The following is a 15,739-nucleotide window of genomic DNA, read 5'->3' as shown; positions in this document are numbered from 1 at the left end:
TGCAGCAAATTGATTAGCATTGTAGGCCATTAACCAAAAAATTGCCCGATCGCCCATCTTCAGCGCTGGGAACAAGGTTTTTTGTAGCGCGCTGCCAGCATCGCAGTACAAACGATACAGTTAAGGTAGAACCCCTACAGCACAAGGAGACTCTTGAATGTTCCTCGACGAACTCATCCCAATGGCGAAAGAATTGATCGAACAGCCCATCGCCTTCGCGGGCGGATTTTTATCTGGCCTGCTTCGACTCAACCTTCACGAAGATCCCGTTAAAAGCTGGATCGACGAGCAAGCTGGTTCAACTTCCTACACTACTCCCCCAGCCGAACCCACCAACGGTAAAAGCACGGGGCCTCAGTCAATCTCGATCGACTAAGGAAAAGCAGTAACATCCTCCCAACGCCAAACTGATTACAGTTATGGCGTGGGCTTCCAAACTTCACAGTTTGGCTTTTCGCGTTTTTCCCTTACGGGATTTCCACACTTGGCTAGACTGAATTTCTCAGTCCCCGCTACTAAGTCTGCACAGACACTTTCGATTCCCGTATAGCCTTTCTCAGATAGATAAAGTACAATAACAGCAGTGTGTAAACCAGTTACAAGTATTTTTCTGAGAAAGTTGACAAAATGCAAAGTCGATCCCATTTCCTAATTATTGATAATTTGTTGTGTTGATAAAACTGAAATTATTTTTAAGTTTTGACCCTAATTTTTTAAGCTTATGGTAGATTAGGCAAAGGGGGCGACAAGTATATTACTTTCGCCCTTTTTCTTGATTACTTATTTTGCCCCTTTGTATGACCATTGTCTATCACTACCAAAGCATTTTTCCATAATTTAGGTAGTTGCCATAGCCTAAAAGTATCAAGCTTAATTGTATCATGTTCCTTGTCAAATGAACTTATATTAGAACTTTATTAAAAAAAGTTACATATAGTGTTTATGAAAACTTATCAAACACGTTCGTTAGTTTTTTTTCTCGCTATTGAACCTTTTAATGATAGAGTTAATAAGGAAGTTATTCAAGAGTGGGAGCATTTTTATTTTAAAGGGGTTTATGAAAACGAATTCAGCATGATGACAACCAAAAAGCTACCGTAACTGCGTCGTCACTCAGAATCGATAGCCACTTTCAGGCTCAGGAGTTAATCATCAATTAATTACTAATTTAAAACTGTAAAAGCTCCACCGTAAAATCCTAATAGGTACTTCATCTACCTAATAAAAGCTATAATATACAAGATATGTTCATGATTGCAGCGAGGATAACTGTAGTAGAAGGAAGCAGAAATAGTATGTTGAGAAAAATGAATTTACAAACTAGACTGATCAGCGCCTTTCTGATGATGGGAATTTTAGTATTTTTAGTGGCTTGGGTAGGATGGATCTCAACATCTAATCTGAGTCAACACATAGAGACTATCGGTAAAAACAACTTACCGAGTATTGAAGCATTATTGAAAATTAACGAGGGACAAACCCAAATTGAGTCATCCGAGAGAGCGTTAATTAATCCGGCACTCAGTCAAGCAGAAAGGCAAGATGCCTTAAACAGAATGGACAAGGCTTGGCAGCAGATTAAAGAGGGGTTTAAAGCATACGAACTCCTTCCTCGTACCTCAGAGGAAGACGCACTATATCAACAAATGCTGAAGTATTGGGAGGAATGGCAGCAGGAAGATCAAGAACTCCTGCGAATTAATCAAGAATTTGAGAAAGTGGGAATTTTGAATCCTTTGGGCTTGCAGCTAAGCCTAATTAATCAAGGTAAAAGTAATTCGCCCGAAATGGCAAGAGCCAAGACAGCGAGTAACCTTTTGAATAAACTTAGTCAGCAAGCTAAGGTGATTCGCATTAAATTTATAAATTCAGAAAAAGCAACTTTAGTAGTAGTTGAATCCAATCGAGAGCAAGCGGATGACGCTTATCAAACCGCCCAAAATGATAGTAGGAAGACTCAAGTAGCTGTATTCTTGGGGATGACAGTTGGACCGCTAGTAGCGATTATTTTAGGAATAGCTTTAAGCATAGCGATCGCCAAACCTTTAGATAAAGCGCTGAAAGGTATTATTAATATGATTGTCAGTTCTTCTACCGAGATCGCTGCTACCATTGAGCAACAGGAACGTATTGCTGTACAACAAGCTGCTTCTGTTAATCAAACAACTACCACAATGGATGAATTGGGCGCATCATCAAGGCAATCAGCTATGCAAGCCGAATCAGCTCTTGAAAATGCCAGTAATGTCTTAAATATGGCGGCAGAAGGCAGTAAAGGAGTGCATAAAACCCAGCAGGGAATGTTGAGTTTGACGGAAAAAGTCGGAGCGATCGCCGATCAAGTTTTAAATTTGAGCCAGCAAACCAATCAGATTGCTAATATTACCAATTTAGTCAGCGATTTGGCTAATCAAACTAATATGCTGGCGATTAACGCTACAGTGGAAGCAGTACGCACCGGAGAACAAGGAAAGGGGTTTGGGGTGGTGGCGACGGAAATTCGCAGACTGGCAGATCAAAGCAAAAAATCGTCGGATCAGATTAGTGATTTGATAAACGGTATTAAAAATTCCATTAATAAAACAGTGATGGTAACAGATGAGGGCAAGAAAACTTTAGATAATAGCCTGAAATTGACTGAAGGTACGGCGGACAATTTTAACAAGGTTGCTAATGCAATTAACAGTGTTGTTGTCAGCAGTCAGCAAATTTATCTGAATACCAAACAGCAGGCGATCGCTATTGAGCAAGTGGTAGATGCGATGAATGTTCTGAATAAAGGAGCAGCGGAAACAGCCAGCGGTATTACCCAAGGTCGAATTGGCACTCAAACACTTAACAAAGCGGCTTTAAATCTCAAATCCTTAGTTTAATTGAGAAAAGAAAGTAAGATCCTAAACTGGGGATGAAGGAGATGGGGAGAAAATTTTCCCAATTCCCCATTTCCCATTTCCCATTCTCAATTTTGCCAAAGGATTGAAGGCGAGATTTCCCCGTCTATGAAAGGGCTGGGGAGATGTGAAGTAAGTTTCCTCAAAGGGCTGTCTAGATGTGTATAACAATTCTCAAGTGAGTGAGGTAGAGATTTAGATTTTAAATTAAAGAATTGAAGTAGTGGGGAATTGGTAATTAACTGGCAAGTATCTCACGAAAGTTGAGAACCGCTATATCAACGCTCGTGGCCCAGAGCAACCTAATATATTATACCTTGTTAGTCGCTATGTTTCCGAAGATGCTTGGTGATTCGTCGCCCACCCATAAGTGATCTGATTAAAATCAAGTATTGTTCTGGGGTGGGGTTCCTCGCGACGCCAAAACTCATCTCCTCACTCGCCCTGCGGATGAGTGAGGAGATGAGTGTTGATTAAGCTAACTATTGCAACCAGTACCAAGGGTTGGTCAATCGATTTTAGATTTTAGATTTTAGATTTTAGAATTGAAGCATTGACCCCACGGATAAATTCGGGGGGCAAGTTTCTCGGATACAGGTTTTTTATTTATCCACGCATAAATCAGGGGGCTTGTATCCTGGATGCTTTCGGTGAGTGCGGCAAACCCTTTTAGTCAGAGTCGATCGCCCAGTTGTATGCTAGATAGCACTTGACAGTTAAATTAAAAGGTTATTATGTATAGCACAACAAGTTCAGTTCGATCGACATGACTATCTACATTGGAAATCTGTCTTACCGCGCCACCGAAGAAGACCTGAAAGCAGTATTTGCAGAATACGGCACAGTCAAGCGAGTTGTCTTGCCTACCGACAGGGAAACCGGTCGGATGCGCGGTTTTGCATTTGTTGAGATGATGGAGGATGCCCAAGAAGACGCTGCAATTGCCGAATTAGACGGTGCAGAGTGGATGGGGCGCCCCTTGCGAGTGAACAAAGCTAAACCGAAAGAAGAGGGAAATCGAGGCGCAGGTATCAATAGAAACGACGGATATTAGTCCGCGATGCGGCGGTTGACATCCTCTCGGAACCCACCTGATGCACCAGTGCGCCACTAGCGCCGAATTGCAAGCAACAGTTGATTTTGGGGATGAAATGTCAAATCCGCTGCACAAAAACGTCGATTCTTTAGGGGCTACACTTGATTCATAACTTTTTGAGAAAGACAGAATTTATGCACGCTAGTCTAGAAAGCCGATTTCTTCCCGGATACCTCGCTGCTCAAGCCAAGATTTATTAGAATAAACCGGGTTGATGAGCGTTAATCTTAGAAAGAGTAAACTCGCCCTTTTTCATCAATATAAACTGACCGGTCTTGCCTAGTGCGGGGGTCTGATCTGGTGATGCGAATCGTCAAAATGTTTGTCTGCGAGTCAACGTTATAGTCGTATTTCAAAGTTGTGGTTCCTCCGGTGGCATTAATTGGAATATTGGCAATGTCGCCGGTGCGATTGCTGATGCGAACACTGATGTTTCTGCTGGCTCCGACTGGCAAGGATGACAAGCTGCCACCTGATTCACCGTATTCTAGGTTTAATCCAGTTTCATTTAACAGTCTTAGGGTAATGTTGCGAGTATTGTCAACCTGCGCTTGAGGTTGCCAGAATCCTGGTTTTTTGCCACCGTCAGTTGCAGGTTGAGATAATGCTGGGTGAGGATGCAGAAATGCTAGGGCGGCAAGTATTGCTGCGGTTGCAATAATTTTTGATTTCACGGTTTTTACCTCCGGGTCAAGAATTGGTGATATTTCTATCCTAGCTTTAAAATCGGATGTTAGTGGAAGGAAGAAGGAAGTTCGGCAACGGATTATTTAACGGATGTAACGGATGTAACGGATGTCAGTCCGATGTCCGTCGGAAGAAGGAAGAAGGAAGAAGGAAGAAGGAAGAAGCAATAAAAGGAATAAAAGCAAGGGTTTGAGAAATTAAGAATTTCCTAACCGTCAGGGCGGTTGCTATATAATTAGAAACCGGGCTTCTGTAGTTGTTAATATTCCTGGACGCACGGGTTGTCTAGAAACCCGATTTCTGAGCGGGTGGATGCTTGCCAAAGCTATGATTTAGAGTAGAAACCGGATTTCTGAGGTATAGTGCATCCGGGATTGGTTAATTGTTAATTATCGATCGAGCGGCTTCTAGCAACAGGCGCTGTTCGGCGCGGACGATCGCCCTGCTAGTTTGTTCTGCAGCATCGACATTGACCGAAATAGACGAAATTCCCCACCGCACGAAGGATTCAACTGTATCGGGATACAATGCGGGAGCGTCGCCGCAGATTGAGCAAGGAATGCCCGCGGCCCGGGCCTGTTTGATTAATTGTTCGATCGCCCTCATCACGGCTCGATCTCGCCCGTTGAAAGCACCTGCTACCTGGTCGGAGTGGCGGTGAATTCCTAACAGCAATTGGGTTAAATCGTTAGTGCCGATAGAAACTCCTTGAACTCCGGCTTTTACATAATCTGGCAATAAAAATAAGACCGAAGGAACTTCCGCCATAATCCACATTTGAAATTCAGTTGAGCGGTTTTTCCAAACTGTTTCTAATCGCTGGCGGCAGTATATAAACTCGTCAACCGAGCGCACGAAAGGCAAAATTAAATTAACATTGGTATGGCCTGACTCGCAGACTTTTTGAAGTACGCAGAGTTCCCAATCAAATAATTCCGGTTCAAAGGTATAACTGAAAGTGCCATGGGCGCCTGACTCCCGTAAATCGAGAGAGCGATAAAATATTGGCCGCGGCGAAACGGCAGCAGCAAATAAGCTGAGACAATCCGCCATGCGATCGACAAATTCCGATTGGCGGCCGTCTTGTAGCCAAACTTTGGGGTTTTGACAGTCCAAAGCTTCTAATGCCATTAATTCCGATCGCAGCAATCCGATGCCGTCTATTGGCAGATTTTTGAGGCGGTCAATCGAACTTGTTTGGCTGACATTAACTAGCAGTTGAGTCGCCGTTGGTGGGCCCCAAACATATTGAGTAGACTCAAATTGTCGAGATTTAAGCCCGGAATTGGACGATCGATCAGAGGTAGAAGATTGGTGCTTGGCTATTGACATTTTGGCTGCTGTACTGTATATGTCTGCATTTTTTGCTGTGTCCCGAAGTCGGCCGCTGTCTCCTGTCTCGATCGCATCGGGTTGGGCGAGGGCAAAAACTTCTCCGCTATCGCCGTCTACCAAGACGGAATCGCCCGAGGCGATCACCCGCGTGGCCCCGGTCACTCCCACAACGGCGGGAATCCCCAATTCTCTCGCTAAAATGGCGCCGTGGCCTGTCATACCTCCTTGTTCCGCAACCACCCCAGCAGCAACCTTCAGCCAAGGCAGCCAATTCGGATCGATTGTCGGGGCTACCAAAATGCCTCCGGCTAAGAATTCCGCGTTTTCTGGGTGGGAATTAGTCATAACTTGAGCAATTGCTTCGGCTTTTCCTGATGCTGCTCCCACACCTCTGAGTATCGCAGGAGTTCGGGCTGGGGCGATCGAGTTGGGCTGCGGGAGGGCGATCGAAGTTTCCTCTACCGGCACGACTTTTTCCCCTTTCACAAGACGAACTTGAGTGAAATAAAACTGCGGTTCGCCGCTGTTTGCTGTCTGGTTTAGCGTCCACTCCAAAATTAAATCTGAGTCAAATTCTGCGATCGCTTTTTTACTCAATTCAATGATTTCTTGGAGTTGCGATTCCTCTAAAACGTATTCTGTTTGTGCTTCCTCTCCCAGCGCTAAAACTTGCACGCAACAGTCAGCAAAATCAGGAATTATAAATGGAGAATCGGGAATTGGGAAAGCAGCAAACTTGCCCAGCAGCAGTTTTTTTTCCGGTTCACCATCACCGGCTTTGAGATTGTAGGCTAATGTTTTGTAACCGATCCGCTGCAATTTAACCGCGCTTGTTTCCGGCTGCACTTGATAGTAATCGGGGATGGTTTCTCCCTTAGCGAGGGACAATCCCAAACCGCTGGTGGCTTGGATTTCCCACTGTGCACCAGTCTTTGTTTTCACCTCGCCTGCGGCGATCGCTTCTTGAAGTGGCTGCACCAAAACTGCGGGATTGATTTGCTGTACCCGCAGGCCGCACCGCTGCCAGTAAAATAGACTTCGGGCTCTGAACATTTCTGCCCAAGCTCGTTTGAGTCCGGCCCCAATGGCTTCGGGTTCTGCCCGTACTGCCTGAGATTCCAGAATGCCGACTGTTTTCGGGTTCCAGGAAGTCAGGGAAGGGCGAAAAATTAAGGCTGTGGAGTTTAAGTTTGACTGTGAGTTGAGTTGAGAAACAGCAGACTCTAGGGTGGAGAGCAGTGAATCTGACAGTTTGCCGGCGAGGATTTGGTGGCGGATGCTACGGGCGATCGATTGCAGTTGTCTGGGTTCATCGACATTCAAGTGCAGGGAAGAGTGTGGCCAGTCAGCAAACAGCGGTTCTAGCCAGTCGATCGACTCTAAAAACTGCCAGAATGTAGTAGCCGGCACGACAAAACCCGGTACAACAGGATGATTTTTCTGGAGCAAACAGCTCAAGTAAAATGCTTTTTCTCCCACTGCATCTCGGTCTGAAGGTTGAATTTTGTCTAACCAGTAGAGGTTTTTCACGCTGCGAGCCTGTCGGTGGAAACTGATTGAAGTTGAAAGTTTTTCCCATTAATCACTTACGACAATTTTAGGATGAACAAGCGAAAATGGACGGGATTAGTCAAATCTTTTCTCAATCTATTTCTTAAGTCTAACTGTCCTCTTTGTCAGCGACCGGCCGCCGGAGAGTTTTGTGCGTACTGTCACAAGCAACTTCAGCGATGTCAGTTAAGCGATCCCGGTCGATTTTGGCATTCAGAGCAGCGTGTTTTTGTGTGGGGTGAGTATGGCGGGGCTCTCAAACGGGCGATCGCAGCTTTGAAATATGACGGCAATCCGCAATTAGCCAAACCTCTAGGCGGCTGGCTGGCAGAAGCTTGGCTGAGTTTTCCCGAATTAGCTATAGACAATTTAATAGTTGTACCGATTCCCCTGCATCAAGAAAAGCTCAAGGAGCGCGGTTTTAACCAGGCCGAACTTTTGGCTGAAAGTTTTTGCGAGCTGACTGGTTTGCCTTTGCAGCGGCACGGTTTGGAGCGGGTGAAAAATACTCAGGCTTTATTCGCTCTGACGCCACAGCAGCGACAAGCGGAAATGAAAAATGCTTTAAGTTTGGGGAAAGATTTTCGTCGTCGCCTCCCGCGCGATCGAGTGCTGTTAGTTGATGATATTTACACTAGCGGTACTACGGTTAAGTCGGCAATTAAAATATTGGAAGATTCGGGGATTTCGGTTTATGGAACTGTGGCACTTGCAACTCCGAATAAGAGCGATCGGTAAGCTGTGACACTCTTTAATTTTAAACAGGTTTGTAGTGAGGAGTAAATTGCTCACTACAAACCTGTAATAGTTGTTTTACCAGATCTGATATTAATCACGGTTTGCTAACAATATTTTTTGGGGAAAACGCACCGCGAAGACGCGAAGGACGCGAAGAAAGAGAAGAAAGAGAATGGAGAGTGTTTAGGATGGATTTATGATTGTTGGAGGCTCGGCTGCAAGCGGGAATTTCTTGCTGATGTTCCATCGGCTACCGTCGTGAAGCAGTAAATTTAACGCCGAAGCGGTAAACTCAAAGTGGAGCGATCGCCCTGCAAATTCCAACCAAGCCGTTTGAAAATTCTCCTTAGTTAAATCGCGAAAGGCTACTGTCATGTGCGGTACAAATGAGCGACTTTGAGAAACTCGATCGACAATTCCCAAATTGGCCTCCAAATAACTCATCAAATCTTTGTGAATTTCCAGCAATTCGAGTGATTTGACAACATCAGCGTAAATGACGCGGGGCGCGAAAGCAGCAAAACCGGATAGAGTAACGGGAATTGGCAGCCGATTTGCAGAAAACTGGTTCAAACTTTCCTCTAATTTTGGAACATCCTCCGCTAACGAGTGAAAAGGAGGTTGCAGCGTGATGTGCGGGGGCGAATTCAAAGCACCGCGGCTGTTGTAGTGTTCCGCAAAATACCGTTGAATCTCAGTAATCTGGTGTTCAATATCGGGAGGCGGCACTAGGGCAATAAAAAATCGCTGTTTTGACTGGTTCATGAGATAACATCGCAGTTAAGAAAGGATGGTGCAAGATGGAATATAGAGCATTTTCCCTAGATCCCATTGCTGATCGCCCATTCCCAATCTAAAATATAAAATCTCAAATCCCAAATAAAAATGCCTTGGTTTGTCAAAATTGAGCAAGGAATTGTCGAAAAGCCTGTCTTTGACCAATTCGTGCCAGCTCACAGAGCTTATGTCCGAGAGTTGATTTCTAAAGGACACCGAGCGAAAACTGGCTACTGGGGGCGGCGGGGCGGCGGTATGTTGCTGTTTGAGGCGGGTTCGATGGATGAGGCGAAGGCGATCGTCGCTGAAGACCCGCTGGTGAAGAATGGTTGCGTTATTTATGAAATTTATCACTGGTGTGTGGTTGAAGAATAAATAACTGTGTTATACTCATTTATGAACTGGACCCACGCGATTCCAACGCCCAAATCTTGTCAGGACCGGAAGGTAGCAGCAACACGGGATGCTTGTAATAGGCGTGGTCTCCGGTTCACCCAGTTTTTTGAGGTGTAGCTCCTATGCCTGGTTTCGGAGATATTTTACAAAAAGCAGTTTACCTTGGTGTCGGGCTAGCTTCCTACGCTGGTGAAAAAGCTGGCAGCAAGTTAACTGAATTACGCACTGAAGCCCAAAAGCTGGCAGACGAATTGGTGAAGCGGGGCGAGATGTCCACGGAAGAAGCTCGTCGCTTTGTTGATGATATGGTGCAACAGGCTCAGCAGCAGCCCCCCGTAGCCTCGGCTGGGAACGAAAAACCCGCTGAACCTCGGCGGATTGAAATTGTTTCTGAGGAAGAAGATGTCTCGGCAAAAGATGCTAAAGAGACAGGCGGCGTAGACAAGCTCCGCGAACAAGTGCAGAATTTACAAGAGGAATTGCGGCGGCTGAAGCGGGATTAAGCAGCAAAAAGCTCGCTCAGCAAAGCATGAAGGGAACTCAGGAGAATAATCTTGAGTTCCCTTTTTGAATATTTCCCCTGTCAGATGTGGACGGATATCAGGCAATAGGTAATAGAATTGAAAGTAGGTGCGATCGCTTCGCATGAGGCTGGCTGCACGTATCTGTAAAATATTTTGTAATAGCAAGCTGTCAAATTCATGGAAGATTGGTCTAAAGATTTTTTTGGAGTAATGGAAAATGCTGTTTCTGAAGTAGAGCATTTTTTCAGCGAAATGGGCGAAGAGTTTGTCGAAATGCTGGACGTTTTGGCAAAAATGTCGGAAGAGTTTACAGAACAAGTACAAAATAATCTGATTAATGACATTGACGGTTATTTCAATGAATTTGACGGTTTATTTAATGAGTTTATCGAACCGATAATTGAAATTTACCGCGACTTCGACCCTGAGTTTGATGAGATAGATTTGTCGATGGTGACTTATGTAGACCCTTCGCCGACGCAGCAGCCGGCTTGTCGCGGTTGTCGCAACTATCACGGTCAAGTTTACGGGGGAAATTTGTTGGTTTGTGCGATGCACCCTACTGGCGTGGAATCGGAGAGTTGTGCTGATTGGGAAACAGACAGCGATATTAATTTTTAAGACGGGAGTTGAGTTGTTGAGGGGTTAATGGCTTATGGTAACGTCAATTCAGTCTCCGTCAAAGATTTCTCTGGAAGAGTTTCTGCTATTGCCAGAGACTAAGCCGGCTAGCGAGTATGTTGACGGTCAAATTTCTCAAAAAGCTATGCCACAAGGAAAACACAGCACGTTACAAATCAAATTTTCATCCGCTATTAATCAGGTTGGCAAACCGCAAAAGTTAGCTTTTGCTTTTCCCCAATTGCGCTGCACTTTTGGGGGAGGTGCTGTTGTTCCAGATTTAGCAGTATTTGAGTGGTCGCGCATTCCTCTGAATTCTCAGGGAGAAATTGAAAATAGGTTTGAAATTGCTCCCGATTGGATAATTGAGATTTTATCGCCGGATCAAAGTTCAACTCGCGTGATTAAGAAGATTCTGTTTTGCCTCAAAAATAAAACTAAATTGGGTTGGCTGATTGACCCGGAAGAAGAATTGGTAATTGTTTTTAAACCGCAGCAAGAACCTGAGATTAAGGATAATGAAGATATTTTACCAGTTCTGGATGTGCTTTCGGGTTGGCAACTGTCGGCGGATGATTTGTTTGGGCTGTTAAGTTTCGATCGCCCGTGAGTTACAGTTGAGTATAGGGAATATTGCATCTAACGGCATTTAAAGGTGAATCGCTCAACGGCTAATAATTCGCAATTTGGATTTCCGAAAATGCCGCCATCGCTGCAATTGCGACAGTATCAGCGAGTGGCGGTTGCTAATTGGTTTGCGAATCAGGGACGCGGTACGCTGAAAATGGCGACGGGTAGCGGCAAGACGATTACTGCACTGGCGATCGCCACTGAATTATACAATAAAATTAACCTGCAAGTCCTGCTCGTAATTTGCCCTTACTGCCACCTGGTGAATCAGTGGGCGCGCGAATCCGAGAAATTTGGTTTAAAACCTATTTTGGCTTTTGATAGCGCCCGCAGTTGGCAAAATAAGCTGGCTGCGGGTTTGTATGAAGTGCGATCTGGCGATCGGGCATTTCTCACAATCATCACTACTAATGCTACCTTAATGGGAGATAGTTTGCGATCGCAACTGCGCTATTTCCCAGAAAAAACCCTGATTATTGGAGACGAAGTTCACAACTTAGGCGCGCCCCGTTTAGGAGAAAGTTTGCCGCGCAATATTGGACTGCGGCTCGCCCTTTCCGCCACCCCAGAAAGGCATTTCGACGAACAAGGAACCGAAGCTATTTTAGATTATTTCGGCCCTGTTTTGCAGCCGGAACTCACCTTAGCCGACGCCATCCGCCAAAAAGCATTAGTACATTATTTATACTATCCAATTTTAGTAGAATTGACAGAAGCCGAAACCCGCAAATATTCCCGCTTAACTCAAAAGATTGGCTGGGCGCTTTGGGGCGATGAAAAAGTAGAAGAAAACGATGCTTTAACGACTTTATTAATGCAGCGAGCCCGGTTGATTGGGGCGGCGGCTAATAAATTAGTAGCTTTGCGAGAATTAATGATTCACCGTCTCGACACAGCCCATACTTTATTTTACTGCGGCGACGGTGCGATCGAAGGAGGTGCGCGCCGAAATAACAACCGCCAACTAACAGAAACTGCGAAGTTATTGGGTTCAGAATTAGGCTACCGAGTTAACACTTATACTGCGGCAACTCCTTTAGCAGAAAGAGAACGATTGCGCCAGCAATTTGAGAGTGGAGAATTGCAAGGTTTAGTCGCGATTCGCTGTTTGGATGAAGGCGTGGATATTCCAGCAATTCGCAATGCTGTAATTTTAGCAAGCAGCAGCAATCCGCGCCAGTTTATTCAGCGTCGGGGACGCATTTTGCGGCCGCATCCGGGGAAGGAAAGGGCAACTTTATTTGACATGATAGTTTTGCCTCCAGATTTGGGCAGAGAAACCTTAGAAGTCGAGCGCAATTTGCTGCGAAAAGAGTTGAAGCGGTTCTTGGAATTTGCCGATTTAGCCGACAATGCTGGGGAAGCTAGAGTGAAATTGCTGCAACTTCAGAAGCGTTACGGGCTATTAGACATTTGACATTTATTAAGGTTCGGTTTATGTTTGAGAATAGAGAATTATTTGATCGCAGTTTTAGTTGCTACTTTTAATATTTGCACAAAAAATATGACTGAAAATATGAATGAAAATCTGATGATAGCATTTAGATATGAAGATAGCGCGATCGCAGCCATACCGACAAGCATTGTAGCAGAAAAGCGTTCTGCTTATCAAACTCATCAGGAATTCAGCGACGTACAGCAACCAATTACTAGCGCGCCACCGGAAGTACGTCAAATTATCGAGCGGGTATTGGAAATTGAAAAAGATAAGTTGTACATGAGAGCTCCCCGCCACATTAACGATGACATTTTAAAAATCATTAAGGAAGCAATTGTATGAAGTTAATCTCAATTACTCTATGCAACTTTCGTCAATTTTACGGCAAAAGCCCCGAAATTAGACTAGCTTGGGGCGGGCAAAATATTACAGTAATTCACGGGAATAATGGCGCTGGAAAAACTGCCTTAATGAATGCCTTTACGTGGGTACTTTACGGAAAATTTAGCGCAGCTTTTGCGGCAGAAGAACAATTAGTAAACAAGCGCGCTCTGGCTGAGGCGGAAATGGGAAAAGCCGTAGGTTGTTGGGCGGAAATTGTGTTTGAACACGACAGCACGCGCTACCAAGCAAGACGCATTTGTCGTGCTTATAAAAGTGGAAACACTGTAGAACATGGCAAGAGTGAATTGTTTCTTAATGTAGCAAAAGATAACGGTCTCTGGCTGAAGCCGGATCAGCATCCTGATGATATTATCGGGCGGATTTTGCCGGAAAGTTTACATAAATATTTCTTTTTTGACGGGGAGCGAATCGAGCAAATTGTCCGCTATGACAAGAAGGCAGAAATTGCGGAAGCTACTAAGGAGTTGCTGGGGGTGGAAGTCTTGAATAGATCGATCCGGCATTTAGGAGAAGCAAAAAAATCTCTAGAGACAGATTTAAATATAATTGGGAATGCTGAAACGAAGAAACTTTTAAAAGATAAGCAAAAAATTGAGCAAGAAGCTGAGCAACTTTCCAGCAGACAAGTAGAAATAGAGCGGGAATTGGCGAACCAAGGGGAGTTAAAGAAAGCAGTTAATGGTAATTTGTTGGAACTTAGCGGTGCTGCGGATTTACAAAAGTTGCGAGACGAATTGCAAAAGCAACGAGATTTATTGAAGCAACAAATTGTACAGGCTACAGATGCTCTAAAACGAGCAATTTCTGTGCGCGGTTACGCAGTATTTCTGTCGGAGGCGGCGGCGGAATTTGAAGTAATTGTTGAAGGTTTGCGGGAATGTGGCTCGTTGCTTTCGGGGATTCAGCGGCCGTTTTTGGAAGAGTTATTAGCGCAGCAGCGGTGTATCTGCGGTGCGGAATTAGTGGAGGGTTCTGAATCTCGCCAACAGGTTAGCGGTTGGATGGATAAGGCGGGTGTTGGCGATGTGGAAGAAACAACTATTCGGATTAGCGATCGGGTAAATGAAATTGATAAACAAGTGGCTGATTTTTGGGAGGAAATTGACCGACAGCAAGGCAATATCAGCCACGACAGAACCGAACTTTCTCGGGTAGAAAATCAGTTAGATGATATTCACAACAAGCTGCGAAATTTTCCTGACGAAGATGTCAGCCGCTTGCAAAAACGCTTGGATGAAATTGAGGCAAAAATTGGCGATTTGCACCGAGAAACAGGCTCTAATCAGCAGCAGATTGAGAGTTTGAATGTACAGGTGTCGGCTTTGGAAAAGCAAATCGATAAGCAGCAACTGAATGAGCAAAGGCAAGTATTAGCCCAGCGCCGGATTGCTGCAGCTCAGGATGCGATCGATCGCCTAACTGAAGTGCGATCGCGCTTAGAAAAACAGTTTTGTTCTCAGTTGGAAAAGCGAGTGCAAGATATTTTTAGTCAAATTTCTTTTACTCCTTACATCCCCAAGTTGAGCGATAAATACGAACTGACTCTAGTAGAAAATACGTCGGGACAAGAATCTTTGGTTGCCGCTTCTACGGGAGAAAATCAAATTCTCAGTTTGTCATTTATCGGGGGAATTATTGACGGCGTGCGGGAGTGGAGTCAAAAGAATACTTTGATGGGCCCGGATAGCAGTACATTTCCAATTGTGATGGATTCTCCCTTTGGCAGTTTGGACGAGATTTATCGCAAGCAAATCGCGAATAAGCTGCCGAAGTTGGCGAATCAATTGGTAGTTTTGGTAACTAAAACTCAGTGGCGCGGAGAAGTTGCTCAAGAGATGGAAAGTTGCACTGGTAGGGAATACGTGCTGGTGTACAATTCTCCGAAAGCTGATTGTGAAGAAGATGCGATCGAACTTGGCGGGACGCGCTATCCTTTAGTTAAGCGCAGTCCAAATGAATTTGAATATACGGAAATTGTAGAGGTGGAGTATGACTTCTAATTCGGCAATTACGCAGGCTTTGGAAACGGATATTTGGGTGAAGGCGACGTGGGAAGAGTTTCTAGCTTTCGCTGACGATTCAGCATGGGAGAAGGGTAAGTTTTATTACTATCAAGAACACATGAGGGTAGAAATGTCACCAGTAGGGCCATTGCACGGGCGTCAAAATTCAATTATGGCCTGTGTAGTTATTCTGTTTGCAACATTGAGAAATATCCGAGTAGTTCAGTTTACTAACACCAGTTTTCGCAAAGCCGGTATCGGCGAGTTTCAACCTGATTTAGCTTACTACATTGGTTCAGATTTAAGAGTGCCTCCTGATGATAGCAATTCTGCTGTTGATTTAAATCAATACGATCCGCCTAATTTGATAGTGGAAATTGGGGCGTCTTCTTTTAATGATGATTTAGGCGGCAAGCGGTTGCTTTACGAAGATGCAGGAATAAGTGAATATTGGGTTGAACGTGCAAACACGCGGGAGGTTTTTGCGTTTGCGATTAATGGCGGAGGTAGCGGGAGAATTCAAGAGTCGCGGGTTTTACCGGGGCTGGAAATTCGGTTAGTTGAGGAAGCTTTGAACCGGAGTCAAACCCAAGATGATGGGGAAATTAATCGCTGGTTGATTCAAAATTTTAGTCAAGGTTGAAAAG

General features: G+C 44.7%; 16 protein-coding genes and 1 other RNA gene. 14 read left to right on the top strand and 3 right to left on the bottom strand.

The window, feature by feature from the left end; translation table 11 throughout:
* Window positions 1-157 precede the first annotated feature (157 nt).
* From QUA36_RS20755 to QUA36_RS20745, 3 genes are all read left to right on the top strand, one after another.
* Complete coding sequence (locus QUA36_RS20755) at window positions 158-376, top strand: hypothetical protein (RefSeq protein WP_190736419.1); 219 nt, start codon at window positions 158-160, stop codon at window positions 374-376.
* Window positions 377-1,307: 931 nt separating this feature from the next.
* Window positions 1,308-2,873, top strand: a complete 1,566-nt coding sequence (locus QUA36_RS20750; protein ID WP_333458936.1) for a methyl-accepting chemotaxis protein — start codon at window positions 1,308-1,310, stop codon at window positions 2,871-2,873.
* Window positions 2,874-3,657: 784 nt separating this feature from the next.
* Window positions 3,658-3,945, top strand: a complete 288-nt coding sequence (locus QUA36_RS20745) for an RNA-binding protein (RefSeq protein WP_333056152.1) — start codon at window positions 3,658-3,660, stop codon at window positions 3,943-3,945.
* A gap of 269 nt (window positions 3,946-4,214) precedes the next feature.
* Here the strand turns inward: QUA36_RS20745 and QUA36_RS20740 are convergent, their stop codons facing one another.
* The gene (locus QUA36_RS20740; protein WP_333452147.1) at window positions 4,215-4,661 is read right to left on the bottom strand and encodes a hypothetical protein; all 447 of its coding nucleotides are present in this window, start codon (window positions 4,659-4,661) and stop codon (window positions 4,215-4,217) included.
* A 56-nt stretch (window positions 4,662-4,717) separates the two neighbouring features.
* Here QUA36_RS20740 and QUA36_RS20735 point away from each other — a divergent pair, with 56 nt between their 5' ends.
* Complete coding sequence (locus QUA36_RS20735) at window positions 4,718-4,867, top strand: hypothetical protein (protein WP_333452149.1); 150 nt, start codon at window positions 4,718-4,720, stop codon at window positions 4,865-4,867.
* A gap of 185 nt (window positions 4,868-5,052) precedes the next feature.
* Here QUA36_RS20735 and QUA36_RS20730 read toward each other — a convergent pair whose 3' ends face one another.
* Window positions 5,053-7,539 carry a putative PEP-binding protein gene (locus QUA36_RS20730; protein WP_333458935.1) on the bottom strand — a complete coding sequence of 829 codons (2,487 nt, stop codon included), beginning with the start codon at window positions 7,537-7,539 and terminating at the stop codon, window positions 5,053-5,055.
* A gap of 72 nt (window positions 7,540-7,611) precedes the next feature.
* Between QUA36_RS20730 and QUA36_RS20725 the strand changes: the two genes are divergently transcribed.
* Window positions 7,612-8,298, top strand: coding sequence for a ComF family protein (locus QUA36_RS20725; RefSeq protein ID WP_333458934.1), 687 nt, complete (start codon window positions 7,612-7,614; stop codon window positions 8,296-8,298).
* Window positions 8,299-8,481: 183 nt separating this feature from the next.
* On the opposite strand, the gene QUA36_RS20720 is transcribed toward QUA36_RS20725, so the two are convergent.
* Window positions 8,482-9,063: a 2'-5' RNA ligase family protein gene (locus QUA36_RS20720; protein ID WP_333458933.1), complete on the bottom strand. Its 582-nt coding sequence runs from the start codon at window positions 9,061-9,063 to the stop codon at window positions 8,482-8,484.
* Window positions 9,064-9,183: 120 nt separating this feature from the next.
* On the opposite strand from QUA36_RS20720, the gene QUA36_RS20715 reads away from it, so the two are divergent.
* The 9 genes from QUA36_RS20715 (at window position 9,184) to QUA36_RS20675 (ending at window position 15,735) form a co-directional block, all read left to right on the top strand.
* On the top strand, window positions 9,184-9,450 hold the full coding sequence (locus QUA36_RS20715) for a YciI family protein (RefSeq protein WP_333319350.1): 267 nt from the start codon (window positions 9,184-9,186) through the stop codon (window positions 9,448-9,450).
* Window positions 9,451-9,473: 23 nt separating this feature from the next.
* An RNA gene (gene ffs / locus QUA36_RS20710) (signal recognition particle sRNA small type) lies at window positions 9,474-9,570 on the top strand.
* Between the two features lie 23 nt (window positions 9,571-9,593).
* Window positions 9,594-9,974, top strand: coding sequence for a phasin-related domain-containing protein (locus QUA36_RS20705; protein WP_333056143.1), 381 nt, complete (start codon window positions 9,594-9,596; stop codon window positions 9,972-9,974).
* A 198-nt stretch (window positions 9,975-10,172) separates the two neighbouring features.
* The gene (locus QUA36_RS20700; RefSeq protein ID WP_333458932.1) at window positions 10,173-10,616 is read left to right on the top strand and encodes a hypothetical protein; all 444 of its coding nucleotides are present in this window, start codon (window positions 10,173-10,175) and stop codon (window positions 10,614-10,616) included.
* 34 nt (window positions 10,617-10,650) lie between these two features.
* A complete protein-coding gene (locus QUA36_RS20695) occupies window positions 10,651-11,226 on the top strand; it encodes a Uma2 family endonuclease (protein WP_333458931.1) in 576 nt (191 codons plus the stop codon).
* A 90-nt stretch (window positions 11,227-11,316) separates the two neighbouring features.
* Window positions 11,317-12,663 carry a DNA phosphorothioation system restriction enzyme gene (locus tag QUA36_RS20690; protein WP_333458942.1) on the top strand — a complete coding sequence of 449 codons (1,347 nt, stop codon included), beginning with the start codon at window positions 11,317-11,319 and terminating at the stop codon, window positions 12,661-12,663.
* A gap of 87 nt (window positions 12,664-12,750) precedes the next feature.
* Window positions 12,751-13,026: a hypothetical protein gene (locus QUA36_RS20685; RefSeq protein WP_333163323.1), complete on the top strand. Its 276-nt coding sequence runs from the start codon at window positions 12,751-12,753 to the stop codon at window positions 13,024-13,026.
* A complete protein-coding gene (locus QUA36_RS20680; RefSeq protein ID WP_333458930.1) occupies window positions 13,023-15,089 on the top strand; it encodes an AAA family ATPase in 2,067 nt (688 codons plus the stop codon). Before QUA36_RS20685 ends, QUA36_RS20680 begins: the two co-directional genes overlap by 4 nt.
* Window positions 15,079-15,735, top strand: coding sequence for a Uma2 family endonuclease (locus QUA36_RS20675; protein ID WP_333458929.1), 657 nt, complete (start codon window positions 15,079-15,081; stop codon window positions 15,733-15,735). Before QUA36_RS20680 ends, QUA36_RS20675 begins: the two co-directional genes overlap by 11 nt.
* Window positions 15,736-15,739: the final 4 nt, after the last annotated feature.

The sequence above is a fragment of the Microcoleus sp. Pol10D4 genome, from assembly GCF_036701555.1.
In the GTDB taxonomy this organism is placed as follows: Bacteria; Cyanobacteriota; Cyanobacteriia; order Cyanobacteriales; family Microcoleaceae; genus Microcoleus.
Note: the sequence above shows the minus strand (reverse complement) of the source record. Positions and strands in the feature narration are given on the sequence as shown.